General features: G+C 55.5%; 24 protein-coding genes, 1 pseudogene and 1 other annotated feature. Of the genes and pseudogenes, 6 read left to right on the top strand and 19 right to left on the bottom strand.

Features of this window, described 5'->3' with window-relative positions:
• Positions 1–3: 3 nt before the first annotated feature.
• From fliN to WFM49_RS04620, 16 genes are all read right to left on the bottom strand, one after another.
• Positions 4–507, bottom strand: a complete 504-nt coding sequence (fliN, locus tag WFM49_RS04545) for a flagellar motor switch protein FliN (RefSeq protein WP_009458083.1) — start codon at positions 505–507, stop codon at positions 4–6.
• The gene (gene fliM, locus WFM49_RS04550; RefSeq protein WP_009458081.1) at positions 504–1,511 is read right to left on the bottom strand and encodes a flagellar motor switch protein FliM; all 1,008 of its coding nucleotides are present in this window, start codon (positions 1,509–1,511) and stop codon (positions 504–506) included. Before fliM ends, fliN begins: the two co-directional genes overlap by 4 nt.
• Positions 1,512–1,997 (bottom strand): flagellar basal body-associated FliL family protein, encoded by a 486-nt coding sequence (locus WFM49_RS04555; protein WP_226349333.1) that lies wholly within the window; start codon positions 1,995–1,997, stop codon positions 1,512–1,514. It abuts the gene before it with no gap.
• Positions 1,998–2,209: 212 nt separating this feature from the next.
• Positions 2,210–3,556, bottom strand: a complete 1,347-nt coding sequence (locus WFM49_RS04560; protein WP_254499550.1) for a flagellar hook-length control protein FliK — start codon at positions 3,554–3,556, stop codon at positions 2,210–2,212.
• Between the two features lie 12 nt (positions 3,557–3,568).
• On the bottom strand, positions 3,569–4,018 hold the full coding sequence (gene fliJ, locus WFM49_RS04565; RefSeq protein ID WP_009458076.1) for a flagellar export protein FliJ: 450 nt from the start codon (positions 4,016–4,018) through the stop codon (positions 3,569–3,571).
• A gap of 2 nt (positions 4,019–4,020) precedes the next feature.
• Entirely contained in the window at positions 4,021–5,463 is a 1,443-nt protein-coding gene (gene fliI / locus WFM49_RS04570) for a flagellar protein export ATPase FliI (RefSeq protein WP_021446820.1), read from the bottom strand.
• A complete protein-coding gene (gene fliH / locus WFM49_RS04575; protein WP_021446819.1) occupies positions 5,463–6,203 on the bottom strand; it encodes a flagellar assembly protein FliH in 741 nt (246 codons plus the stop codon). Before fliH ends, fliI begins: the two co-directional genes overlap by 1 nt.
• Positions 6,204–6,288: 85 nt before the next feature.
• Positions 6,289–7,299, bottom strand: coding sequence for a flagellar motor switch protein FliG (fliG, locus tag WFM49_RS04580; RefSeq protein ID WP_009458072.1), 1,011 nt, complete (start codon positions 7,297–7,299; stop codon positions 6,289–6,291).
• A complete protein-coding gene (gene fliF / locus WFM49_RS04585; protein ID WP_336971972.1) occupies positions 7,286–9,019 on the bottom strand; it encodes a flagellar basal-body MS-ring/collar protein FliF in 1,734 nt (577 codons plus the stop codon). The genes fliG and fliF overlap by 14 nt, the downstream gene beginning before the upstream one ends.
• A gap of 104 nt (positions 9,020–9,123) precedes the next feature.
• The gene (gene fliE, locus WFM49_RS04590; RefSeq protein ID WP_009458068.1) at positions 9,124–9,459 is read right to left on the bottom strand and encodes a flagellar hook-basal body complex protein FliE; all 336 of its coding nucleotides are present in this window, start codon (positions 9,457–9,459) and stop codon (positions 9,124–9,126) included.
• 142 nt (positions 9,460–9,601) lie between these two features.
• Entirely contained in the window at positions 9,602–9,922 is a 321-nt protein-coding gene (locus WFM49_RS04595; protein ID WP_115634930.1) for an EscU/YscU/HrcU family type III secretion system export apparatus switch protein, read from the bottom strand.
• A complete protein-coding gene (locus tag WFM49_RS04600; RefSeq protein WP_336971975.1) occupies positions 9,912–11,174 on the bottom strand; it encodes a flagellar hook-length control protein FliK in 1,263 nt (420 codons plus the stop codon). The genes WFM49_RS04595 and WFM49_RS04600 overlap by 11 nt, the downstream gene beginning before the upstream one ends.
• Positions 11,171–11,506: a flagellar protein FliT gene (locus tag WFM49_RS04605; RefSeq protein WP_115634934.1), complete on the bottom strand. Its 336-nt coding sequence runs from the start codon at positions 11,504–11,506 to the stop codon at positions 11,171–11,173. The genes WFM49_RS04600 and WFM49_RS04605 overlap by 4 nt, the downstream gene beginning before the upstream one ends.
• A gap of 78 nt (positions 11,507–11,584) precedes the next feature.
• A complete protein-coding gene (gene fliS, locus WFM49_RS04610) occupies positions 11,585–12,016 on the bottom strand; it encodes a flagellar export chaperone FliS (RefSeq protein WP_026484537.1) in 432 nt (143 codons plus the stop codon).
• A 6-nt stretch (positions 12,017–12,022) separates the two neighbouring features.
• Positions 12,023–13,411, bottom strand: a complete 1,389-nt coding sequence (gene fliD / locus WFM49_RS04615) for a flagellar filament capping protein FliD (RefSeq protein WP_336971979.1) — start codon at positions 13,409–13,411, stop codon at positions 12,023–12,025.
• 89 nt (positions 13,412–13,500) lie between these two features.
• Positions 13,501–13,902: a flagellar protein FlaG gene (locus WFM49_RS04620; protein ID WP_336971982.1), complete on the bottom strand. Its 402-nt coding sequence runs from the start codon at positions 13,900–13,902 to the stop codon at positions 13,501–13,503.
• A 239-nt stretch (positions 13,903–14,141) separates the two neighbouring features.
• Here WFM49_RS04620 and WFM49_RS04625 point away from each other — a divergent pair, with 239 nt between their 5' ends.
• Complete coding sequence (locus WFM49_RS04625) at positions 14,142–14,903, top strand: RNA polymerase sigma factor FliA (protein ID WP_336971985.1); 762 nt, start codon at positions 14,142–14,144, stop codon at positions 14,901–14,903.
• A gap of 190 nt (positions 14,904–15,093) precedes the next feature.
• Here the strand turns inward: WFM49_RS04625 and WFM49_RS04630 are convergent.
• Both WFM49_RS04630 and WFM49_RS04635 read right to left on the bottom strand, forming a co-directional pair.
• Positions 15,094–16,322, bottom strand: a pseudogene (locus WFM49_RS04630) (IS3 family transposase).
• Positions 15,928–16,044: a sequence feature (AL1L pseudoknot), on the bottom strand. Its footprint overlaps the pseudogene before it by 117 nt.
• Before the next feature lie 146 nt (positions 16,323–16,468).
• Positions 16,469–17,704 carry a FliC/FljB family flagellin gene (locus tag WFM49_RS04635; protein WP_336971987.1) on the bottom strand — a complete coding sequence of 412 codons (1,236 nt, stop codon included), beginning with the start codon at positions 17,702–17,704 and terminating at the stop codon, positions 16,469–16,471.
• A gap of 699 nt (positions 17,705–18,403) precedes the next feature.
• Here WFM49_RS04635 and WFM49_RS04640 point away from each other — a divergent pair.
• Genes WFM49_RS04640 through WFM49_RS04660 form a run of 5 tightly spaced genes read left to right on the top strand, consistent with a single transcriptional unit; the run spans position 18,404 to position 23,124 of the window.
• Positions 18,404–19,390, top strand: a complete 987-nt coding sequence (locus WFM49_RS04640) for a helix-turn-helix transcriptional regulator (RefSeq protein WP_336971989.1) — start codon at positions 18,404–18,406, stop codon at positions 19,388–19,390.
• A gap of 19 nt (positions 19,391–19,409) precedes the next feature.
• Positions 19,410–21,134: a hypothetical protein gene (locus WFM49_RS04645; RefSeq protein ID WP_336971991.1), complete on the top strand. Its 1,725-nt coding sequence runs from the start codon at positions 19,410–19,412 to the stop codon at positions 21,132–21,134.
• A gap of 48 nt (positions 21,135–21,182) precedes the next feature.
• Positions 21,183–21,755, top strand: coding sequence for a hypothetical protein (locus WFM49_RS04650; RefSeq protein WP_336971993.1), 573 nt, complete (start codon positions 21,183–21,185; stop codon positions 21,753–21,755).
• 4 nt (positions 21,756–21,759) lie between these two features.
• Positions 21,760–22,788, top strand: a complete 1,029-nt coding sequence (locus WFM49_RS04655; RefSeq protein WP_115634948.1) for a hypothetical protein — start codon at positions 21,760–21,762, stop codon at positions 22,786–22,788.
• 39 nt (positions 22,789–22,827) lie between these two features.
• Positions 22,828–23,124 (top strand): YkgJ family cysteine cluster protein, encoded by a 297-nt coding sequence (locus WFM49_RS04660; protein ID WP_336971996.1) that lies wholly within the window; start codon positions 22,828–22,830, stop codon positions 23,122–23,124.
• A gap of 234 nt (positions 23,125–23,358) precedes the next feature.
• On the opposite strand, the gene WFM49_RS04665 is transcribed toward WFM49_RS04660, so the two are convergent.
• Complete coding sequence (locus tag WFM49_RS04665; protein WP_254499548.1) at positions 23,359–25,374, bottom strand: PhoX family protein; 2,016 nt, start codon at positions 25,372–25,374, stop codon at positions 23,359–23,361.
• Positions 25,375–25,571 lie beyond the last annotated feature (197 nt).

The raw sequence follows: 25,571 nt of genomic DNA on the forward strand, positions 1-25,571 counted from the left end.
GTTCTAGCGGCGGCCGTTCAGGCGTTGGATACGATCCGATGGAGTCACGATGTCGGTGACGCGAATACCGTATTTATCGTCTACCACGACCACTTCGCCTTGGGCGATCAGGTAGCCGTTCACGTAAATATCCAGCGGTTCGCCAGCCAGACCGTCCAGCTCCACCACGGAGCCCTGGCCCAGTTGCAGAATGTTCTTGATGGTCAGACGTGTGCGACCCAGCTCCACCGACAGCTGGACCGGGATGTCCATAATCATGTCGATATCGGTGGTGGCGTTCGCTTCGGCGTGCTCCATGGGCGGGAACAGATTGCTGGCCGGGCTGGGTTCGTGCACAGGCGTGGCCGCGCTTTGCTCGGCCAGTGCCGAGGCCCAGTCATCCTCCAGGGGCTGTTCCAGTCCTTGGGCTTGGGTGCTGCTTTGGCTGCCAGCCTGTTGCTCAGCCATCGCGGCTGCCCAGTCGTCCTCGGGCGCAGACCGGTCGTTAGGGTTGTGAGGGTCGCTCATAGGGACTTACCTTTAGTCAAATCGCTGTCGTTGGTGGCCAAGATGTTTTCTACCCGCAAGGAGTAGCGGCCACCGGAGGTGCCGTAGCGGCATTCCAGAACCGGCACGCCATCCACGTGGGCTTCAATAAGAGTGGGGATTTCAATTGGCAAGACATCATTGGCCTTTAACTGGGTCAGCTCGGCAATGGTCATGTCTATATTGACGAAGTTGGCAATCAGTTCAACTTCGGCGCTGCGCACTTGTCGTGACAATTGCTGGGTCCACCGCTGGTCAATATCGTTGGTGCCTTTGTCCTGCAAGGGGCGGGTCAGCAGATCGCGCAGCGGCTCGATCATGGAGTAGGGCAGGCAGATATTCAGATTGCCACCCTGGGCACCAAATTCAATATTGAAAGAGGTCACCACCACGATGTCATTGCTGCTGCTGATGCTGGCAAACTTGGTATGCATCTCCGAGCGCATGTACTCCGCTTCCAGCGGGTAGATGGACTCCCAGGCACCGCAGTAGCTCTCCAGCGTCAGGGTCAGCAAACGCTGGATGATGCGCTGCTCGGTCGTGGTGAAGTCCCGGCCTTCGACGCGGGTGTTGTAGCGGCCATGGCCACCAAACAGGCTGTCGATAATCAGGAAGACCAGGTTCGGGTCGAAGGTAAACAGCGACACGCCCCGCAAGGGCTTTAAGGCAACCATGTTCAGGTTGCTGGGCACGGGCAGGTTGCGCTCGAAATCCGAGTACTTTTGAATACGAATGGAACCGACGGTGATGTCTGCGTTGCGGCGCATGAAGCTGAGCATGGTCGAGCGCAAACGACGGGCAAAGCGCTCGTTGATCAGCTCCAGGGTCTGCATGCGGTGACGCACTACCCGGTCTGGCGAGGTCAGGTCATAGGCCCGTACGCCAGTCAGGTTTTCGTTCAAGGGCTTGGTGTCAGCGCCTTCGCCGGTAACACCGGCCAGCAGTGCATCGACTTCGTCTTGGGATAGGAAGCTCTGATACGACATTTATTGGATGACAAAGGCGGTGAACAGGACATCATTGATGTTCGGTACAGCAGTGTTGGGCGCGTAGGGCTCTTTCAGGCCGGCGCTCAGCTGTGCAACCAGGGCTTGACGCCCTTCGGAGGTCTGGATGTAGGTGGGGCGCTGTTCAGCCAGAATCTTGAGCACGCGATCACGCACCATGGGCATGTACTCCACCAGCATGGAGCGCGAACCATCGTCCTGGACACGCAAGGTGATGCCTACGTACAAGATGCGCGAGCGGCCATTCTCGTTCAGGGTGACGGTAAAGGGGTCCAGCGGCGCAAAAATGGGTTTGGCATTGACCTTGACCACCGGCGGTTCATCCGGGGCAGGGGCCGCTTCAACCGATTGGCCTTTTTCCGCCCAGGCCAACCAGGCAGGCGTGCTGCTTTGTTGCAGGGAGTAGTACAGCGTTGCGCCCACGCTAGCGGCGATAATAAACAGAACCAGCAGACCGGTTTTCATCAGGCGTGCAAGTTTGGTGGGTGCTTTTCGGGCCATGTGATGTGAGCGATGTATTTTCTAGCGTATTACAAACAGACAAACGCATGTCGGGCCTGAGCCTGACTGCATGCCTGAGCTATTGTGCCGGAGGTCAGACAGGACAGGCCCGGCGAATAGACGCTGCTTTTCGAGCTTAATCATGCTTTTTGCCGGGCTGTCTGTGGGACTGTGAATCAGGCGAAGGTATCAACCAGCGCGTCGGGGTTCAGCGAGCGTGTGGCGCTGCTGTTCACCAAGGGGCTGCTTTCGTCAGCGGAAGCCACGCCGTTCAGGCTGAAGGCGGGTTGATCGCCTTGATTGCCCTTGGCGGCCAGTTGCTCGTGAAAGGCCTGGTGCGAGGCGTGCTGGTCGCCTACGTCAGCCTGTCCCAAGGTCAGCCCGTTTTCTGCAAACTGCTGTTGCAGCTGCTGCAAGGATTGCTCCAGGGCGTGGCGGACTTGAGCATGGGGCGAGGTGATCATGGCGTGGGCCATGCCATCTTGCATTTGCAAGGTAATGCGCAAGGGGCCCAGTTCGGGTGGGTCCAGACGAATGTCGGCGCTTTGAACGCCGCCTTGAGCCTGTTGGGCCAAGGTAATCATTTGACGACCCATGGCCGCCCCCCATTCGGGGGACTGGACCGGCGTGGCAATGGCCAGCGTCAGGGGGCTGGGCAAGGCGGCCGGGCTGTTGGCCTGGACTGCGCTGGGTGCGGCGCCAAGTTGGGCTAGCAGGGAAGCATCCAGAGCGGGCAGGTTCAGATTCACGCCGGCACGGGCATCGTCAGCAATTTGTCGTCCAAAGCTAGCCAAGGAAGCCGACGCTTCATCCATCAAACGTGACTGGGATGAGGGCACATTAGCGTCGATGCCAGTGCCTGGCGGGTTGTTGTTCAGTAATTGTGCTGTGTTCACCGCTGATTTGCGAGTAGTGGTGGCGGCCAGCGGATTGCTGGTTTCAACGGCTTTAGGCAAGACCAGTTCGGCGCTCAGATCAAGCTTGGCTTCTGCTTCAACAGCGTTCAATGGCGCGGTCTGAGCTTGACGGCTACTTGGCTCGGCGGCCAGATTCTGGCGTGTGTTGAGAGCGCTCAGTGGCAGTTTGCTATCGGTTTGGGCACTTTTTGGGTCGGCCTTGCTGCTCTTGATGGCCTGTACTTGCGAAAGAATCGACAAGGCCATGGCAGGCAGGCCGCTATCGGCCGGGGCATCAGTGTCAAGTTCCAGATCGCTCTGATCGGCAATCAGCAGGGCCGGGTCTTTGATCAAGGGGTCCAGCTCGCTGGCACCAGCCTGTTCGGCCACGGCGTCAGCCAGCTTGGGGCTGTCGGCGGGAACCTGGGTTTTGGTGCTGTCCTGCTTGGCGGCTGCCGGTGTCTTGCCAGCCCCTTTGTGTTGCACCTGCTGCTGTTGGGTTTGCAGATGCTGGGCAAAGCCTTCGTCTTTGGGCGCATGCGCAGCCGCAGGCCCGGCCGTGTTAGTGACGGGGGCCGAGGGTGCGGCAGGGGCCGCAGGTAAAACCGAAAGAGTGGGCGAAGTCATGGCGGCGCTTGTTTAATAGGCGGTCTGGCTACGAGTAAAGAGACGAGCAGCGATTTCATCGCTGTTACGTTGTTCCATTCTTTGTTGCTGGACTTGCTGGGTCTGGAGACGGCGGTCGATCAAGGTTTCATACGCTTTCAGGCGCTGCTGATGGCCATACCAGACCTGGCGTCCCTGTTCCATTTTCTCTTCCAGCGCTTGGATGACACTATTTTGCTGGGAAATGGCCTGGTCCAATGTCACGATAAAGCGCCGGAAATTGTGGTAGTTCGCCATGGTTACCCCAGTTTGGCCCACATCCAGCAGGCGCTGGGCGTAGTCCTGGCGATAGGTCTGCAACATTTCCAGCTGCGACTGGGCCGCATCGCGCTCTGTTCGCAGCTCCTGCAGATGGCGGGCCGCGTCGTCCACATTGTTCTGACTGAGATCGACCAGCGTATGTAAAGAGGCGTTGGCTTTCATGGCTATTGCTCGCTATTGAGAACGGCGTTCAATTCATCGAAGGCGCGTGGCACGTCCACACGTTGCTGCATGCCCTGGCGCAGATAGGCTTCCAGCCAGGGGAAACGATCAATGGCTTGATCAATGGCTGGATCATTGCCACGGGTATAGGCGCCCACGGCAATCAGGTCGCGGTTGCGTTGATAGCTGGAGAGCAGGCCCTTGAAGCGGTGCACCATCTTGATCTGTTCTGGCTCCACAATGCTGGGCATGACCCGCGAGATGGACGCTTCGATATCAATGGCCGGGTAATGGCCGGTTTCCGCCAGACTGCGCGACAGTACAATGTGACCGTCCAGGATCGCGCGGGCCGAGTCGGCAATCGGGTCTTGCTGGTCGTCGCCCTCGGTCAGCACGGTGTAGAACGCGGTGATCGAGCCGCAACGGCCTTGTGCATTGGGTTCACCGTTACCGGCGCGCTCCACCAGGGCCGGTAGCTTGGCAAATACGGAAGGAGGGTAGCCCTTGGTGGCAGGCGGCTCGCCAATTGCCAAGGCGATTTCGCGCTGAGCCATGGCATAACGCGTCAGTGAATCCATGATCAGCAAGACGTTCTTGCCTTCATCGCGGAAAAACTCGGCCAGACGGGTGGCGTACACCGCGCCTTGTAAGCGCAGCAAGGGCGAGACATCAGCCGGGGCTGCGACGACAACCGAGCGTTGCAGGCCTTCTTCGCCCAGATTATGCTCAATAAATTCTTTAACTTCCCGGCCCCGTTCACCGATCAGGCCCACGACAATGATGTCGGCTTGGGTGTAGCGGGCCATCATGCCCAGCAGCACACTTTTACCCACACCGGAACCGGCAAACAGACCCATGCGCTGACCACGGCCTACGGTCAGCAAACCGTTGATGGCACGTACTCCTACGTCCAGAACCGTGTCGATGGGACTGCGCTTCAGTGGGTTGGGTGTGGTGTGGCTGAGCGAGACGCACGCTTGCGCGTCGATCGGGCCCAAACCGTCCAGCGGATTGCCGCTGCCATCGACAACGCGACCCAGCAGGCCGGGGCCGACCGGGACATGGCGCGAACGCGCCTGGGCGGGCAGGCTGTCCGGTTGATCGGAGTCGGGCAGCGGAACCGGCGGCTGCAATTGAGCTTCAACCGGTACAACACGTGCACCGGGAGGCAGGCCGGAAATTTCGCTCAAGGGCATCAAATACAAGGATCTGCCTTCAAACCCTACAACCTCGGCTTCGGCCCAGATGTTTTGCGCGGCAGACAATTCCACTTTACAAGCGGCTCCTACAGCCAGCTTCAAACCTGTAGCTTCCAGCACTAAACCCGTGGCGCGGACAACGCGGCCACTGCGCAAGCAGGGCTCAATGGCCTGGACCCGTTGCTGTGCCGACAGCATCTGGGCGCGCCAGCGTTCGGGGGAGGAGGCCAAAAGGGGCGTTGCCATCAGGGCTCCGAAGAGACGGGCAAGCCCAGGCTGGCCAGGGCGCGTTTCCAGCGAGTGGCAAAGGTGGCGTCAATATCGCCGTAACTGGAGCGCACACGACATTCACCGCGTTGCAGCTGGGGGTCTTCTTGCAGACGCCAGGCGCGGGGCTCGCCTTGTTCAATCAGAAACTCACGCACCAGGCTGATGTCGTCCGGGTGCAAGCTCAGTTCCAGGGCGCTGGTATCGCCTGGATCACTACGCAGTACTTCGGCAACCAGATCGCGGATGCGGCTGGGTTCGGCCTTGATGGTGCTTTGCAATACATGCTCGGCAATACGTGTCGCCAGCTGAATCAGGGATTGGCCCATTTCCTGATCCATCAGTTCAATGGACTGGGCGCAGTTCTGGTTCAAGGCGACAAATTCCTTGATGTACTGGTCAATCTGTTCTTGTGCCTTGGCCATTCCAGCCGCCATTCCGGCTTCATAGCCTTGGGCATGGCCACTTTCCTGGCCTGCTGCCAGACCAGCGGCATGGCCCTGGTTGTAACCGGCCTGATAGCCCTGGGTATGGCCTTCTTCCTGCGCCTGGCTGCGCTGGTTTTCCAGATCGCGCTGCAGTTCTTCCGGGGTAGGAGGGACGAACTCGGGCTCTTCCGGTTCCGGGGCGACGACAGGATCATCCAGCCCCTGCATTTGCCAGCGGCTCCAGCTTTCCTGAAGTTCCGAGTAGGCCGAGGCTTTACGGTGGCTGGACATTTACAGGCTCCCGCGCAGGCGGTTCGTGCCTGGGCACAAGCGAATAACGGCTTGGACGGGCAGGAGCTGCCCAAACGAGGCCGTCTTAGACATACTCGTCCCCACTCAGGCCACCCAGCGTAATCTGACCGGCTTCGGCCAGGCGACGGGCCACCTGCACAATGGCTTTCTGTTCCTGTTCCACCTTGGACATGCGGATCGGGCCTTGGGCGTCGATGTCTTCGCGCAGCATTTCGGCAGCACGGTTGGACATATTGCGGAAGAACTTGTCGCGCAACTCTTCGGGCGCGCCTTTCAGGGCAATCGTCAATGCAGAGGTCTCGATTTCCTTGAGCAGCAGCTGAATGGCAATGTCTTCCACATCGGCCAGGTTCTCGAACACGAACATCTCGTCCACGATGCGCTGAGTCAGGTCGGCGTCCATGCCGCGCAGACTGGTCAGGACGGACTCTTCCAGGCTGGCGTTCATGTAGTTCAGCATCTCGGCTGCCGTGCGTGGACCACCCATCTTGCTGCGTTTGGCACCCTGGCCCGATAGCATGCCGTTCAACACTTCGGTCAGCTCGTTCAGGGCCGTGGGCTGTACGCCGCCAAAAGTAGCAATACGCAGGACCACATCATCGCGCAAACGATCCGGAATGTAGCCCAGAATGTCGGCGGCGCGATCACGCTCCAGATGCACCAGAATGGTGGCAATAATTTGGGGGTGTTCGTCGGCAATCAGCTCGGCCACGCTGGAGGCATCCAGCCAGTTCAGGGCATCAATACCGCTGCTGGAGCCTTCGCTGTTTTCCAGCAAGTCTTCGATCAGGCCAGCGGCTCGGTCCGAGCCCAGCGCCTTGTTCAGTACGGAGCGGATATAGGCGTTGGAGTCCAGTGCCACCGCCATGAACTGGTCGGCCTCCTGGCGAAAGCTCTCCAGAGCTGCGTCCATATCGGCACGGGTCAGTTGCTTCAGGGACGCCATGGCGGTACTGAGCTGCTGCACCTCACGAGGCGAGAGGTGGCGAAACACCTCGGCGGCGGCATCTTCCCCCAAGGACATCATCAAAATCGCACTGCGTTCGATGGAATCGTCCGGTTTAGCCGTTTTCATTTTTTTCATCTTTGTTTAACCAGGAGCGCAACACCATAGCCACGGCACGTGGGTCATCGTGAGCCATCGTGCGGGCGGTGTTCAGATTCTCTTCGTAGCGGCTCATTTCGGCGGCACGTTGTTCAGCAGCCTGTTCGCGAGCAGATTCTTCTTTCTGGCGCTCGACGCGGGCGTCAGCCACCGCCTTGGCCTGGATCAGGCCCTGGATGATGGGGTTGATGACGATGCGCCATGCCATGAACAGAATGAATGCAAAGACCAGATACTTGACCAGTTCCATAGCGAGCTCGCGGTACTCCGGATTTTTCCAGAAGGGGGTATCAATATCGCCTTGTTCGTTGAACTGTCCGTTCACCACGCTCAGGCTATCGCCTCGATCAGCCGAGTAACCGACGGCTTGTTTGACCAGATCGCGGATCTTGTCCAGTTCTTCCTGCTCCAGCGGCTGTTGGTCCTTGTCCGTATTGCGATAGTTCACCACCACGGCTACCGACAGGCGGCTTAGCTGACCCAAAGGACCTTTGACGTGGCTGATGGTGCGATCCACTTCGTAGTTCACGGTGGAGTCGTTACGCGCATTGCCGGTGTTTTGCAGCAAGCGGGCCTGTTCGGCCAGGGACACCAGTGAAGGGTCTGTACCGGCCGCTGCAGCGTTTGCGGCGTTGGCGGTTTGTGCGGCGGCATTGGCCGGCTCAATTGCCGGAGCAGTCGGGGCTTGGGGCTGATTTGGCGCAGCAGGCGGGTTGACCAGATTGGCGGTGGCATTGTTGGGAGCCTGATTGCTCAAGGCACCGGGCACGCCCTGGGGCTGCTGCGGGTTGCGTTGCAAGGAAGAGCTGGTCTGCTGGCTGCGTACCGCGGCCTGACCGGGTTGCTGATTGGGCTTGTAGACCTCGGACGTCTGCTCGCGGCGCGAAAAGTCCACTTCAGCCGTCACCTGGGCGCGGACGTTGCCAGCACCGACCAAGGGGTTCAGCAAGGTCAGGATGCGCTGGACGGCTCGGTATTCAATATCGTTTACAAAATTGCGCTGCTGATTATCAGCACCCATCTCGCCAGTGGGGGCGGTTAGCAAGCGGCCATTCTGGTCAATGATGGACACCTTGTCGGCTTGCAGATTGGGCACGCTGGAGGAGATCAGCCAGCTGATGGCGGAAACCTGGCCTTCGCTCAGGTCGCGGCCCGGATACAGCGACAGCACTACCGAAGCGGTCGGAGACTGGCGGTCACGTACAAACAAGGTTTCACGCGGCATGGCCAGGTGAACGCGCGCTTCCTTGACGGCATGCACGGCCTTGATGGAATTGGCCAGCTCGCCTTCCAGGGCGCGCTGATAGGTGACTTGCTCGGTGAACTGGCTGGCGCCAAAGCGACTTTGATCCAGCAGCTCGAAACCGGCATTGCCACTGCGCGGCAAGCCTTGCGAGGCCATTTGCATGCGCACATCATGCACACGATCTTGCGGCACCAAAATGGCGGTACCGTTGCTGTTGAACTGGTAGGGCACGTTCATCTGGCCCAGGGCCGAGACAATCGCACCGCCATCGCGGTCGTCCAGATTGGAGAACAGTACCTGGTAGGTAGGGCCGCGGCTCCACAGCAAGAGGGCGACAATCAGAGCAATCAGTGCGGCACCCAGCCCGATCAGCGCTACCTTGGGCAAGGCGCGCAGTGTGTCGTAGCCAGGAAGTTTGTTCAGCAACTGTGCTGTCTGACTCATGGGTGAGGCAGAGGCAGGGTTCTGCATGGAATCAGGGGAGTTCAAATCAGGACGTGCTCAGGCAGCATTAAGGAAAGGGCGGCGGGCATGAAAGAATCAGGCGCTTATACCGGCATACTGGCAATTTCTTGGTAGGCGGCCACTAAGCGGTTGCGTACCTGGACGGTGGCCTGAAAGCCAACGCTGGCTTTTTGCAGGTCAATCATCACGTCGTTCAAGGAAATTCCGGGCTCGCCCATTTCAAAGGCCTGAGCCTGGGCATTGGCCTCATTCTGCGCCTGGGAAACCCGGTTCAAAGAGCGGGCCAGCTCGGCGGCAAAACCACCGGGAGCGGCGCTGCTGGCCGAGGAGGACACAGAACTGGAAGCCCCGGCCGCTTGCGCAACTGCGCGCATCTGGGCCAAAAGGTTTTCAATGCTGGAGAGATTGGAAATCGACATATTCGCTTGCCAGAAAGTCAGGATGGGCCACGCGCACAGGTGCGGGCAGCTTGCCGTGCTTAATGTAACGTTTAGAACGCGAGGCTAAGCAGGGTATCTAAGCCCAAAAACAGGGGCTTTTCAGCCCTTATAAATAGCAGGCTCAAGTTTTTGGGGCGTCGTGCAAAGCCTGCAAGGCTTGTGTGGCCTGGGGATGGCCTTGTTCCAGGGCGTAGAGCCAGGCCAGCAATTCAGCCACGGCTTGATAGAGCTGAGGGGGGATATGACGGTCCAGATCCACCTGCATCAGCAGGCCGACCAGTTCGGGGGACTCGTGTACGTACAGACCGTGCTCGCGGGCGGTCTCGACAATTTTTTCGGCCAAGGTGCCGTAGCCTTTGGCAACGACACGCGGGGCCCCGTCTTTGGGCTCGTAGCGCAAGGCCAGGGCCTGCGGGCGACGGGAGGGGGAGTCATGACTCATCGGGCAGGTCCTGCGGCAGGGTCGGGTCGGCTTCAATCTGCAATTGGCTCAGGATCAGGCCCTGGTCTTGCAGACGTTCGCGCAAGGGCAGGCTGTTCTCGTCCAGATAAGGGGCGGATTGATCGGCCTGAATATGGACCAGCAATTGCTGGTTCAGGAGGTTGAGCCGTAGGGTGATCGGCCCCAGCGTGGGCAGGTCCAGTTGCAGGGTACTGGACCAATGTTCGGTTTCGTCCTCTGACTGCGCCTGGTGACGTTGCACACTCCAGTTCATGTCGGCATCCGGCCAGGCCTGACCTTGCCATTGCAGGTTCTGGTAGGCCAGCGTATCCAGTTGCTGACGCACCAGCAGGCTATTGGCCGGGTCCTGGGTGCTGGCCTGGGCCTGAGGATTCTGGCTTGTGCTGGTATGTGTTTCGGCCGCGGGGCGATTCAGGTTTTGCGGCTCTTGCTGTAATTCGCCAACGCTGCGTTGCCCAAAGTGCAGATCACTAAGATGAGACTCGTAGAATAGCCCGCTTTGTTGCAAGGCCTGGGGCAAAGCCTGGCTGAAATGCTGGGCCAGAGCAGCCGTGCTGCCTGTAGGCAAGGGGCTTTGGGTTGCGGCGCCGCTGGTCGCAGTGCCTGTTCCCACAGCACTGCTGCCTGTTGTCATTGCACTGGCAGAGCCCGCGTTTGCGCCGCTTGTTGCTGTGCTACCGGGCAAGGGCAGGCGCTGCTGAGCCACGGTGGCGATTGTGCTGGCGGTATTCTGTGCTGTGCCTGCCCGCCCCGCCGTCTGGGTATCGCTGCCGGGACGCGTGGGCTCCTTGCCGTCCGCCTGCATCGTGGGGCGGCCAGGTAACAAGGCCTGTCTCCCCTGGATGGCAGGGGCACGATCCGGAAAGCGCTCCAGCAAGGACAGGATCAATTGGGCAGTGCGCCCCAGGGTTGTGGGGGCCGAGCTGGTGGTGGCCGTATTGGGGCCACGAGCATTCAGAGCCGGGTCGGTCGAGGTTTGTCCGCTTTGTGTGCGGATGTTCCAGCTATCGCGACCCTGGGTGTGGGCGCGGGCTTGATCTACGCTTTGGCGTTGATCACGAGCCGTTTGGTTTTCGGCGCGCTCGGGGCGCTGGCTGCCCGGTGTCTGGCTGATGGCGTCCGGTCGGGCGCCTGTGGCGATATTGCTTTGCTGTCCAGTGCTGATACCCAGAACGGCATCAAGCCGTTGAATGAGCAGCGTCCCCAAGGGGGAGGGGCCGCCTATGCTCATGGATGAACGCTAGGGTTGTAATACGCTTGCAACACGGTTTGCTGGCGCTTCATATTGCCCAGCAGTGCACCCAGACGCCCCAGTTCGGGGGTGGCCAGATGGCGGATCTGGGCGTCGTCCTCCAGAATTTGGGTCAGCAACTGACGGCGTGCCTGTTTTTCAGTAATAGACAGGTCTTCCATGTTCTTGAGCTTTTCCACGGCGAGTTGATAGTGTTCGGATTGTTCAAACACATCCTCCCAGCGAGCCGTTTGGGCAAGCTCCAGCATGTGACGGGTGATGCTGGCGATAATTTGATATTGATCGACGATCGGGTTAGAGGTATCGCTCATGTTCGTACCAGGCGCTAAAGGCGCAAAGGAGGTTGGAGGTGCAGGTCAGGAACAGAACCTGTCCCGCGAGCCCCGGAGTCAAGCTGGCTGCTTGGCACGTTGGGTATCAACATTGCTGCGCCAGGCATCGGCAATATCGGTCAGCAAACGCTCGGCCAGCGTCAGCTTTTCCGCGTCATTGCGAAGGTTGGCCAGCATCAGATTGTGCAAAATCAGGTCATAGGTAGCGACCAGATTGCGGGCCAGCTCTCCGCCCTTTTCGGTATCGACCGCCATTTTCAGGCCGCTATCGACAATATCAATAGCCTTCGATAGTGATTGCCCCCGCCCGGCAATATTGCCCTGTTCCATATGCAAGCGCGCTTGCAGCATGGCGGTGCGAGCACCGTTAAATAACAGGGTAATCAGATGTTCGGGGCTCGCGCTCAAGACCTCGGTTTCCAGACCTACTTGAGCGTAGGCGCGAACCGATTGTTGGCCAAAGCGACGGGAAGGGGCAGGATAGCTCATAGGGGGTTATTTATTGCTGTTCATATTGCCCAGCATGGACAGTTGCTGGCTTAGGTAATTGCTGGTGCCTTGCATGCGGTTGATCATGACGTCCAACTGCACGAATTGCTTGCGGTAGGCTTCCATTTTTTCTTCGATGCGTTTGTCGGCGTTATCGTACTGATCCTGCAGGGTTTTGCCGATTTTTTCGGCGCCTTCCTGGGCCTTGTCAATGCGTCCGCCCTTTTTGACAAAATCTTCTGCTGCTTTTTGGACGCGACCTGCTATGGCCTGTTCGCCGACAAACATCTTCTGGACGTCAGCCATATTGTTTTTCAAGGCGGCGTCCAGCTTCTTGTCATCAATCTGCAACTCACCAGTTTTGGGGTCAAGGTTAATGCCAAGACCAATCAGAGTCCGTACTTCGCCGTCTCCGCTTACATGGCCCAAAATGGCTTCTCGCATTGCGTTTTGGGCTTCACGGGCCAAGGAATCGCCTGTCAGGGCCGAGCCCTGCTTCAGGTCAGGGTTATAGGCGGTTAGCGAGCGAATGGATTTATTGAACTTGTTGTAGGCCGCAACGTATTCTTTGATAGCCTCGGAAGCCTTGCTATCGTCTTTGCTGACGTCAATATTGATGGCTTCGGAACTTGCTTTGTTCAGCGTAATTTCCAGGCCTTCAATAGTGTCGTTCAATGTGTTGCTTTCGCTGCTGATCTTAATACCGTTCACGGTTAGCTCAGCGTTTACCGCTGCTACTTCTTTAGGGCCGCTTGTGGTTGCGTGGCTGGGGTTAAAGTTCAGCAGTTTGCTTAAGTCTTCGTTGCCGTCCACGTTGATCGAGGCAACAGAAGCAGCCTTACCAGTGTCGGTAGCCGATAATTGCAATCGGTAAGGCTCGTCAGCGGCTCCGGTATTAATGATAGTGGCTTTTATGCCCAGCTTAGCATCGGCATTGATCGCGTTCATTACCCCTTGCAAGGACGTGTCCTTGCCGGTCATATCCAGAGTATGCTCCTTACCATTGGCTAATGTGACGGTAATCTTGCCGTCTGTGCCTAGGGCGGTGTCACGAGAAGTGTGTGCTGCGGCGGTCAGTGTTTGTCGGGTAGCCAAGTTACTTACTTCGATGACGTATTGACCAGGCACGGCTTTAGCTGTGCCGGAAACTTTCACGTCTTCGCTATTGGCAGTCGTTTTGACGGCACCATACAAATCTTCGGAGTTCAGTTTTTTGGCAGCAGCTTGCAGTTCAGACAGACCACTTTTTAGCTGACCATAGGCCGAAATCTTGTTGGTATTGGCAACCTGGCGGTTCTGAATGACAACAAGGCTCTTCTTTTCCGTCTTGCGCAGATCTTCCAGTAGTTCGTCCAGCTTCAGGCCCGAGCCTACGCCAATTGCAGAAATAGCCATATTCAATACTCCTTTAGTGTCCTATTTTGTCGCGAATGTGCCGCGCACAAAGCCCATGTCAATGGGACGTTTCGAGGCCAGTTTGCTTTTTAAGCTTTCACGCTGACTTGGTTGCCCTGCAACTGAACGATCATCTTGGCAATCTGGATCACCGCGTCAGAAGGGACTGTGCGCAGTACCTCCCCGGTCGAGTTGTCCACAATCGAGACCACCAGACGCTGGGCCTCATCGTCCATATTGAAGCGAATGCCAGTGGACCAGGCCTGCAGGGAGTTGTTGATCTTGTCCAGGGTGTCGTTCAGCGTGTTCACTATGCCGGGCACGGGTTCGCGTTTATCGGGCCAGCGTTGCTGCAACTGGGTATCGGTACTGCTTTCCTTGATGGGAGTCACCGTGGTGGCTGCCGAAGGTATAGGGGTGCCGGGGTTTTGCTCCACAGGGGAGGCTAGGGGCACCAAGGCCGTCGTTTGAGATGAAACTGAGTTGATCATGACATCACTCCAGAAGGGGCTTGGTGGCAGGCCTGCTCGATGGGGGGGGGGCTTGGCACCTGTAACGCTCCAATTACGGCACCTACGCGCGTATCTTTAGGAGGTATTTTGGTTTTAGGTCCGGTCAGGCCCGTTTAAAGCCTGAACAAGATGGCGAAAGACTGTTTGATTTGGGGACTGTCGGGCAGGGCGGGCAGGCAAAATAGCTCAATCTTTATTGTCCGGATTCTTGCCTGTCCATGCCTCGTTCAGAAGACGTCTTGGTTGAGCAGTACGCCCCATTGGTGCGCCGCCAAGCGCTCCAGCTCGTGTCGCGCCTGCCCCCTAGTGTTGAGCTGGATGACCTGATGCAAGCCGGCATGATGGGTTTGCTTGATGCCGTACGCCGTTACCAGGTCGTGGCCGAGGCCCAGTTCGAGACCTACGCCGTCACTCGGATTCGCGGTGCCATGCTGGACGAACTGCGTAGCCAGGACTGGCTGCCGCGCAGCGTGCGTACCAAAGCACGCCAGATCGAAGTGGCCGTCAGCGCCTTGCGTCAGGAACTGCTGCGCGAGCCTACCGAGCCGGAAATTGCCGAAGCCCTGTCCATGAGCATGGACGATTACTACGAACTGCTGGATGAGGCAGTCGGAGTGCAGGTAATTCACTACGAAGACCTGAAACGCCATGCCGATCCTGCCGCCGATGCGCTGGAGTTTCTGGAAGACAGCACGCGCGAACAGGCGTACTTCGATAATCCCCTGAACCTGCTGACCTCCCAGGGTTTGCGGCAAGCCTTGATTACCGCCATCGACCACCTGCCCGAACGCGAAAAGCTGCTTTTTGCCCTGCAATTCGAGCAAGACCTGAACCAGAAAGAAATCGCCTTGGTGCTGGGAGTGACCGAAGGCCGCGTGTCTCAACTACGCAGCCAGGCCGTCGCCCGTATCCGCGCCAGCCTGGCGAAAGATCAATGGGACGCCATCTCCGATAGTGCGGAGTTTCAGGTTCTGTTATAGCGGGCGTGCTTAATTTTGATATGTGGTTTGAGCGTGCTGATAAGCCAGTGGGAACAGAGTCTTAAAGTGTTAAGCAAGTCTGCTTTGATCGTATAAACAAAAAGCCTCCAAGAAATCTCGGAGGCTTTTTACTGCTGGGCAACCTAGGTTGCCCAACTGAATAGCCCCGGGAATCGAGGAGGCTATTTGGTTAAAGTAACGCGTTGATCGACATAGATTCAGATTGAGTCCGATAGTAGGCCTCTTCCGCCTGCGCAGGAGGAATATACCCGATGGACCCGAGCAGACGTTGATGGTTGTACCAGGCGACCCATTCCAGCGTTGCCAACTCCACGGCAGCCCTGGTTTTCCAGGGCGCTCGGCGATGGATCAATTCGGCCTTGTACAGCCCGTTGATGGTTTCAGCCAGGGCGTTGTCATAGCTGTCCCCTCGGCTGCCGACCGACGGCTCGATGCCTGCCTCGGCCAGACGTTCGGTATAGCGGATGGACACGTATTGCGATCCTCGATCGGAATGGTGAGTCAGGGTGTCGGTGGGACGCCGGTCATACAGGGCCTGTTCCAGGGCATCCAACACGAAGTCTGTACTCATGGTGTTGCTCACGCGCCAGCCGACGATGCGGCGGGCGAATACATCAATGACGAAGGCCACATACAGCCAGCCTTGCCAGGTCGACACGTAGGTGAAGTCCGAGACCCATAACTGATTGGGCCTGTCAGCGTGGAAGTGGCGATTGACGCGATCCAGCGGGCAGGCCTGCGAACCGTCGGCAATGGTAGTGCGCACCCGCTTGCCCCGACGCACGCCCTGCAATCCCAGGCGACGCATCAGACGTTCGACCGTGCAGCGGGCCACGGCAATGCCTTCGCGCTGCAGTTGATGCCAGACCTTGCGTACGCCGTAGACCTGCATGTTGGCTTGCCAGACACGCCGAATCTATGCCATCAAGCCCTCGTCGCGCTGGCTGCGCGCACTGCGCAGTTCCGGATGTCGTTGGCGGGCGGCATAACGCCGATACGCCGATGGAGCAACCTGCAGCACCTTGCAGATCGGCTCGACCCCGTAGATGTCCCGGTGCCGGTCGATATAGGCGTTTACTTCTTCAGCTCGCGGTCGAGCGCCACCTGGGCGAAAAAAGCACTGGCCGACTTCAGGATCTCGTTGGCCCGGCGCAGTTCCTTGTTCTCGCGTTCCAGGGCCTTCATGCGCTCGCGTTCACCGGTTGTCATGCCATCACGCATGCCGCTGTCGATCTCGCTGCGCTTGACCCAGTCCAGCAGCGTGGCCGGTACGCAACCAATCTTCGGCGCAATGGACTCGACGGCTGCCCACAGCGACGGATACTCGCCACGATGCTCCTGCACCAGGCGTATGGCGCGTTCACGGACTTCAGGGGAAAACTTGCTTTGCTTGCTCATAGTGGCTCCATTTTCTCAAAGAATGGAGCCTCCTCAAAACCCGGGGCTATTCATTACACAAACAAAAAGCCTCCAAGAGTTCTTGGAGGCTTTTTACTGCTGGGCAACCTAAGTTGCCCATCTGATCAGCTTTGCTATCGTTAAGATTAACGCAGCAAGGACAGAACAGTTTGTGGAACTTGGTTAGCTTGAGCCAACACAGAAGTACCCGCTTGTTGCAGAATCTGAGCACGTGTCATGTTGGACACTTCAACAGCGTAGTCTGCGTCTTCGATACGTGAACGCGCTGCGGACAAGTTGTTTACTGTGTTGTTCAGGTTAGCAATTGTGGACTGGAAGCGGTTTTGTACAGCACCCAGCTCAGAACGCAAGGAGTCTACGTTTGATAGTGCGCTATCAATAGCTTTCAATGGATCATCTGTAGGGGTCATAATTTCAGCCCCTTTAGTGATAGCTCCGTCCGCTGCTACCTCAACAGCAAAAACCTTACCACCTTCTTTTAAGACATAGTCATGCGTATTGCTATTTTCTACTGCATGAATTGTTTGAGTACCAGTTACAGTAGGTGTAACTGCAACAGTAGCTTGAGTAACTTTAGCTGCTGTTGATACATCTGAAGCATCTACATTATTAGCTGCTGTACTTGAGTTCCAAGTCCAAGTAGAGCTTCCAGTATCATATGTCGCTTTACTGAATGTTCCATCACCAGCCTTAACAGCATAACCAGAGCCATCAGCAAGAGCATACAAACCGTCTGCTGTTTTAGCTGTTGCTGCTGCATCTGTAGCTACTGCCACCCCAACTTTAACGTTAACCGCTGTTGCCGCAGTCGAGTTAATTTGTTCGGCTTTTAGACCGCTAACATTTAACTGATCCAGTTTCAGTGTTTTTGCGTCAATAGCTTTCAGATTGACCGAGATAGTCTCATTATCATGAGCACCTACTTGTACTTTCAGCTCTTGATCGCCAGCAAGAACTTTTACACCGTTAAACTGTGTCTGCTCTGAAATACGGTTAATTTCGGCCAAGCGCTCACCAATTTCAGCTTGGATAGAATCCAAGTCGGAACCAGAGTTAGAGCCAGTAGATGCTTGAACTGTCAGTGTACGAATACGCTGCAAGTTTTCGTTGATTTCGTTCAGCGCACCCTCAGTTGTCTGAGCAACGGAGATACCGTCGTTCGCGTTACGTGAAGCTTGTGTCAGACCATTGATGTTGGCGGTGAAACGGTTAGCGATGGCTTGACCAGCAGCGTCGTCTTTTGCACTGTTGATACGCAGGCCGGAGGACAAACGCTCAATCGCGGTGCCGAGGGAATTCTGGGACTTGGTCAGGTTGTTCTGCGAAACCAGAGCCAGGTAGTTGGTATTGATAACAGACATGGTAACTCCCAATGTTGAGTAGAGCGGCGAAACGGTTTCGCCCTTTGCCCAGGAAAGCGTTGGCGTTCTGCTAGGCCCCAAGGGGCTGATCGCGCATTCGACACACTGCGTTCTTCCTGTACAGCACCATTAACGGACGGGGCAAAAAACTCTTTAGGGCTAATAAGAAAAATTAGTAGATATGCTTTTGACGACGTCCGCCAGAGGCCGTCGTCGTCGCATTTTTCCTCGATTGTGGATGTTCCCCATCGTTGGTTGCCCTGCTATTCCTAAACTCCGTAAGCCAGTGTCAACGACACGTTGGGCTGATCTGTCCTTCGAGCGTCATGGAGATGTGCTTTCATACGACATAGATTGTCGCGTACTAGTGGGACAATTTGCCTAACTAGATGAATTGTCTAACTGGCTATAAGGGAGGCTCTGCCATGAAAGATCTTGTCTGCTTTTCTATAGGTTTGCTTATAGGTGCCGTATTGATGAAAAACAGCCGTGTCATTCGCGAGCTGCAGCGGCAGTTGGAGAATGAAAGAAGGTGCAGTAATTCGTAAGTGCGGAAACCCGAAATCCAGAGCTTTCCCCCGTTCACGAGTCTTGAAATAAGTGTTACAAGGTCTGTCGAAGATTTAAGTGGAGGCAGCATGCGAACTCTGGGACTTAACGATGTCTGTTCCTAAGGATAGGCTCTTTAGGCATTTGGCTATGCTGAGATTAATTCCTCGGGCGCCTAGGAGTATTTCAACGACAGAGTTGCTGGGCTATTTGAGAGCAGAGGGCTTTGTTATTGATATGCGTAGTTTGCAGCGTGATCTAACAGGACGGCTTTCAATGGATTTTCCTTTGCAGTGTGATGAAAGTCAGCGGCCTTATCGTTGGAGTTTTGCAAAAGATTCCCCTAATTTCGCTTTTCCTGCGTTGGATACGCCGACTGCATTGGCACTCGTTATGGCGCAAAACCAGCTCAAAAAGGTCATGCCGCACAGTGTTTTTAGTTTATTAGCACCACATTTTGACCTGGCGCAGCGGCAAATTTCGGGTTTTAAAAATAACGGACTTATACGTTGGGCCGAGAGGGTGAGAGCCATTCCTAATGGAAAGGAGTTGAAGCAGGCTGATGTGTCTGTTGCTGTATGGGAGTGTGTTTCCATTGCTTTATTAGAGCAAAAGCAGCTGGAGATTCACTATTTAAGTCGTAGTAAAAGGGAGCATAAAGTCTTTGTTCTTCACCCTGCGGCGTTAGTGTCCCGCCATTCCGTCAGTTATTTGCTTGGTGTAGTGGATGGGTATTGTGATGTACGACAGTTTGCCTTGCATCGTATAGATAAGGCTAACTGTTTAGATGTCGGCTCCTGCGATCCATCAGGGTTCGATCTGGATCGTTATATTTCATGTGGTGGGTTTAATAACCCTGCTCCCGTGATGCCTGTGCAGTTGGTGGCAGATGTTGCCGCAGATGTTGCTTGGCTGTTGCGAGAGACCCCATTAGCAACTGGTCAGAAATTAAATCAACTTGATGGTTCTGATTGGGAGCGGCTTTCCGTTCAGGTTCCAGATGACCTAGAAACCTTATGGTGGGTGTTTGGCTTGGGCGAAAAAATTCGTGTCCATCATCCCAGCCATTGGGTCGAAAAGATCATGAGTAGGGTAGATGATATGTCTTGTTTGTATGAAAGGCCGAGTACTTTTTGAGTGCGTTTCAGGAGATTTTATGAGTTCCAGCAAGTTCCAGCCGGACATCCGTGAGGCTCTCATTGAGCATGAGCGGAAAGTGCGGGAAGCAGATCGAACGACGGTGGCGATGGCCGCTAATGAGGTGGTGCAACGATTTGGCAGTGCTAATGCTGAATATATAAAGGGATATACCGGTGTAGATCAGGAAACTGGGCAACGCTTAGCTAAGGGATTGGCGGGCATTTCCAATTCCAAAGTTAATGAAAACCCTGTGTATGCGAACCAAAATATTCGACAGCAAGCTGGTTTCAGTGCAGAGGTTGCCGTAACCAGTCGAGATAATGCGGATGCAATTGTTAAAAAATCAAGGGTGCGCACCTCGCGTACCGATGATCTGCCTCAGTATGGAGCAAATCACAATGTTGTTGATCGAGTTCGGATACTCGATGGCAAAGTTGTGGATGGTTCGCAGGCTCAAATGAAGTTTGTTGGTAACCGGGATAAATTGCTGGATAGTATTGCGCGCGAAAAAGGTGAGTTTGCTCGATATCGTGGTGTTTTATTGGAATTACCCTCAGAGCAGTTCCAGGGAGATCGCAGCCATTTGTTGGAGCAGGCCAAGCAGCTAAGAGCACGAGCAAAGGCGCTTGGCACTGATTCAGGACACTCGGAGAGTGTGAAAGAATTGTTTGAAAAAGCTGATTTGCTTGAGAAGCGTGGCTCTTCGCCTAGCTTTCAGCCTCAGTCTGCTGCTGATTACTGCTTGGAGCAGGCTGCGCAGCGTCGTGCAAATGCTCTCAAGGCTGAGGCAAGCGGCAATTTACAAGCAGCGCAGACTCTAAATGAAGAGGCTAAAAATTATGAGAGGCTGGCGGAAAATGTTCGAGATAGTGGCCTTACGACTCAAGAGGCTATTTATTATCGTGAGCACCCTGAAATCGCCACATTGTTGGATATTGGGCGTACCTCGCATCATGCAGGGCTAGAGGGGGCTCGAATCGGTGCTGCATTAGGGGTCAGTATTTCCTTGTTGAGTAATTTTTTTAAAGTGGCTCAAGGAGAGAAAGATCTGGCAGACGTGTTTAAAGATGTGAGCAAAGATGCCTTGAGAGCAGGTGCAGTAGGCTATGCCACTAGTTTTACCGGGGCCGCGATCAAAGGGGGGATGCAGCAAGCTCAGAGTAAATACGTGCGTCAGTTGGCAACTACCGGCGCACCTGCCTTGGTTATGGATATCTGCGTTTCACTAGGGGCTTCCGTTAAACGCTATGTAAGCGGCGAAATTAATGAGGCTCAGTTTTTGTCAGAGGTTGGTGAGAAAGGGTCGGGGATGTTGTCCGCAAGCATGATGGCGGCTGTCGGGCAAATAGCGATACCTATCCCTATTGTGGGCGCAGCAATTGGCTCGATGATTGGTTGTACCTTGTCGTCCATTTTTTATCAAAGTGCATTGGAGGCTGCTCGAGATCTTGAGCGTTCCCGTACGCATTTGAATCGGGTGCGTTTGGCAGAGGCGGCTGCGCGTGAGCGAATTACCCTTGAACGGGAGAGCCTGCTTGCATTCATGGGCCGGGAGATCCCCCAGTTACAGAAAGAGACGATCCAGTTTGTTGGACTAATCGGAAGCGTAAGTGAAACAGGAGTGGATGCAATTGCAGTGGCGGTAAATCATTACGCTACCTTGCTTGGAAAGCAGATTCAGTTTGAAAGCCAGGCTGAATTTAACGATTTTATGGCATCTGATAAACCGCTTTTTTTGTAGGTTTATTGTTTTCTTTGAATGAGTTGTTGAACTGGGTTGAGAGGCTCTATGTTTTATAAGCTGCTTGGTAGTGACGATAGAAAATATTTGTTAAAGATGGCTAAACTTTTGGTTTTGTGCGACAAGCCACTGCTCTGGGATGGTAAGCCATCCAACGAAATTAAGGCGGGAACTAATTTGGATGTTCTCTCTATTGTAGAAAGTGAAAATGAGCAGGAAATTATTGATGAACTTGAAATCTTTGCAGGAATGACAGATGGATTTGGTTTCAGGGAAATGGATTCATCAGCACAAGTTCATGATTTATTGATTGAAGCGTTGAAAGAATTTCCTATCTCTATGGTAGAAAAACCAGAGGTTCGCTTACAGGCTGCCAGTAAGGTTTTTAAAAATATTGTTGGTGGTAGGAAGTTTGATATCCCAGCTGTTCCTAAGGCTGTTTTATTTGAACTTTTGATGGTGGCTCTAGGAGATGGGCAAGTCGCGGGAATCAAGTGGACACTACTTAAGGACTTTCAGCAGCATCACAAGATAGATGATTTTATATTTGATGATTTGCTTGAATGTGCCGAGAACCTAAGCAAAGAGCGCAGTAAAACCGTATCTATTATTCTGGAGTAAAAAAATGGCCATTCCTATAATTGTTGGTGCAGTTGCTGCCGTTGCTGGGGTCTATGGCGCGGTGAAAGGGGTCAGTGGTGCTATGGACCATAGTAATGCCAAGGATATGAATAACAATGCGCGCTCTTTGGTGGAAACGGCCAATGGAAATGTAGAGGAACAGCGCAAGGCTATTAACAACGTTCTTGAAGATTATGGCCAACGAAAGCTGCGTGCATTTAACGGGGTCGTTGTAGCTTTTATTGAAAATTTTGAGCGACTCAAAAACGTTGATTTAGGGCAGAGTCCTGAACTGGATAAGTTGACGGCGGGAGAGTTCAATAAAGAAGTGCTTGGGGGCTTGCGTAACGATTATCAAGCTCTTCAGGATGCTGGTTTGGGTCTTGGGGCGGGAGTTGGCGGCGGGGCGGCTTTGGCGTTTGGCGCCTATAACGGAACGATGCTGTTGGCTTCGGCCAGTACGGGAACCGCAATTTCTTCTCTTGGGGGAGTTGCAGCGACGAATGCAACGTTGGCTTGGTTGGGAGGAGGCTCTTTAGCTGCCGGTGGTTACGGGATGGCGGGGGGAATGATGGTGCTTGGCGGCATTGTGGCTGGGCCAGCCCTGGCTATTTTCGGCCACATTTTAGGCAGTAAAGGTGAAACGGCTCTGAATGATGCCAAGAGCAACTTGGAACAGGCAGAGACGCTGGCAAAGCAAGCAGAGTTGATGGTGATTAAGCTCCAGGCGATCGAAAAGGTGACGTCTTTGGCTAACAGTACTTTCTCCAAGGTTAGTTCCCAGCTACGTCGTACTGTGGGTGATCTGAAGAAAACCATCGATCAAAATGGGGAGGATTTTCAATCGTATCCCGAGGAGAACAAAGCTACTGTTTTTATGGCTGTCAAATTTGCTCAGTTGCTTAAAGCGATGATTGACACGCCCATTTTGGATGAAGATGGCAACCTTGTGCTGTCTACGGAGAAACGCATTCAAGACGTTTCAGCGGTGGCAAGTGGTCAAAAGGATGCTTTGGATCCGATCGCGGTTTAACGGTATGCCCCCTCTTAGAGGGGGGCAGCCTTTACTATTATGAGAACTATCAACTTATCAAGTGCTCCACGGAAAGAGTTTCCCTGTGTGAAATGTGGGTTATGTTGCCAACTGGTTCATTTGGCAACCGAAACCCGTTTTTTGGACCGAGGGGACGGGGTGTGTCGACATTTCGACGCTGGGAGTAAAGGGTGCCTGATCTACGAGGATCGTCCGAATATTTGCCGGGTAGATAGACAGTACGATTTACACTATTTTCAGAACTACAGTTGGGATGAGTTTGTCGCGGCCAATCTCGAGGGGTGTCAGCGTATTGCCAAGCATATGCAGCCCTGAGAGTTGCATTTTTAAGGTTTGCGCGGTCTTGCTTGTTGCTTGTCAGGGCATGATGTCCCTTTTTTGAGCGCGTGGTAGTAAATGGCTGAAAACTAGGCAGTTTGGGCTCGGCGAGGTGTGCGGGTCTAACAATTGCATATGTAAAAGCGGGGCCATCTATTGACGGCCCCGCATTGTAAAAACTTAAGAAAAAACTGGCTTGGGCGGATTTAAATAAGGAACCCGCCCTTGCGCTTACACGGCAATAGGCTTGCCATCCGCACGTTGGATGACGACGGTCGAAGAACGCGGGCGTACCGTGTTCATGCTGACTACCGTGGCGTCATGCGTGTCGTAGGCCGGCCAGTTCGAGGGGTGCTGAATGTTCAGGAACAGGCTGGTGTGGTCGGGCGTCATGGAAAAGCCGGTAATTTCGGCTTCGTTCGGGCCTACAAAGAAGCGACGCAGATCGGACTGGTTGCTGGCGTTGATGGCCGGGCCGGTGCCCGAGCTGTCCGCCAAGGCACCTGGAATCACGGCCAGCATCTGGTCGTTGGTGGCGCGCGCAACATTGTTCTTGCGTCCGCCGTCGATGCCGTTGTCGGTCTGAATCCACAGAATGCCACGGCTGTCGAAGCCCAGGCCGTCGGGGCTGGCCAACTGGTTCAGGTCGGTCAGGCCGGAGCGGTTGGTGTCTGCGTCCGCACCCGAGTCCGAGCCGAATACGAAGATATCCCACTTGAACTTGTTTGAACCGGGTTCGTCGTGCCAGCGGATGATGTGACCGTTGACGTTGTTCAGGCGCGGGTTCGCGGGGTTGGTGCCAGTGGACGCGTTGCGGCTGGTGTTATTGGTCAGCGTCAGGTAGATGTCGCCATTGCTGGGGTGGGTAGCCGTCCACTCGGGGCGATCCATCGGGGTGGCACCGACAAAGTCAGCGGCGCCACGGGTATTGATCAGGATTTCTTCCAAGGTTTTGAACTTGTCAGCCAAGGTGCCGCCATCCTTGCCTTTGGTAGAGCCCGTCAGTGCCAGCCATTCGCCCGAACCGTCTTCGTTGAAGCGGGCGACATACAAGGTGCCCTTGTCCAGATACTTGGCGCCCACGGCCAGGCGATCCGTGCGCTGGGCGTCTTTCGGGTCCCAGTTGGCTTCGGACACGAAGCGGTAAACGTATTCAAAGCGCGAATCGTCGCCACTATAGAAAGCCAGGGGTTTGCCGGCTTCAGGCTTGCTGTAGGCACAGCCTTCGTGGGCGAAGCGACCCATGGAGGTGCGCTTGGTGGCAATGCTGCTGGGGTCGTAAGGGTCGATCTCGACCAGGTAGCCAAAGCCGTTGACCTCGTTGCGCCAGTCTTCCGTGGCGCTGGCACCGGTTTCGGTCACGTTGAAGCGAGCAAATTCGCCCAGTACTTCCGAAGGGTCCTTGGCGGCGGTTTCCCATTTGTAGCGGCCAGTTGGGCCAGCCGATACGCCCACGCGTAATTGGGCTGCATCACGATTGCCAGTGTTTACAAAGCAGGCTGCCCAGTTCTCTTCAGCGGTGATGTAGGTGCCCCAGGGCGTGGTGCCGTTACCGCAGTTATTGTTGGTGCCGCGCACTTGCGTGCCGTTGGGCGAGAAGGGGGTCTTGACCCAGTCCGTGCCACCCACAGGGCCAGCCAGTTTCATGGCCGTGGCCGAGGTGAAGCGGCGGTTGTAGCGCGAGTTCTGAACGATGTCCCAGCGGCCATTGGTACGACGAATATGGATGATGGCCACGCCGTGGGCGTTGATTTCCTTGCGTACTTCTTCTGCCGGGCGCTTGCCATTGACCAGGGTCGGCCCATTGGGGTGCAGGGCTTTTTCATCAATGTATTCGTGGTTGACGGCCAGCAAGCCCTCGGTAGAGCTTCCTTCCAGAGGGAAGAAGTGCATGCCGTCATGGTGCATGCCCATGGAGTTGAGCAAGTCGTTGGAGCTGTTATTGCCGTTCTTGTCCCAGGGCAGGGCATTGTCATTGATTGGCGTACCCCATGGGGCCAGTACATGGGCGATGTAGCCGGGAGGTACGACACAGCCGTCGGTCATGGAGGTGGGCAGGGATTCAAAACCCAGTTTGACGCTTGCTGGTGGTTCCGGATCAGGGCCGGGACCGGGTTTCGGGTTCTCGCCGCCGTTATCAGTGGAATTGCCTCCTGTGCTGCTGTTATCGCAACCAGCCAGACCAAAGCTGCTCATGGTGGCCAGGGCGGCTGCCAGGCCACCGCGCATCACGGCGCGGCGAGTCATGCTTCGTTCCAGGATTTCACTAAAAGGGGTGTTCTGACTAGCGTTACGAACAGTCTTGTCGGAGATATGTTTGCTCATAGTGATAAATAGCGCCAAGGCTGAGTTGTAGGGGTAGCGCTCATGCTAGTGGTTTAAGGTGAAAGGACTATGACACTTCTCCTCGTGCGGGGGTTTTGCGCAGGACAGCAAGATTGGCT

The organism is Alcaligenes sp. PF14, from assembly GCF_037150615.1.
Classification (GTDB): domain Bacteria; phylum Pseudomonadota; class Gammaproteobacteria; order Burkholderiales; family Burkholderiaceae_B; genus Alcaligenes; species Alcaligenes phenolicus.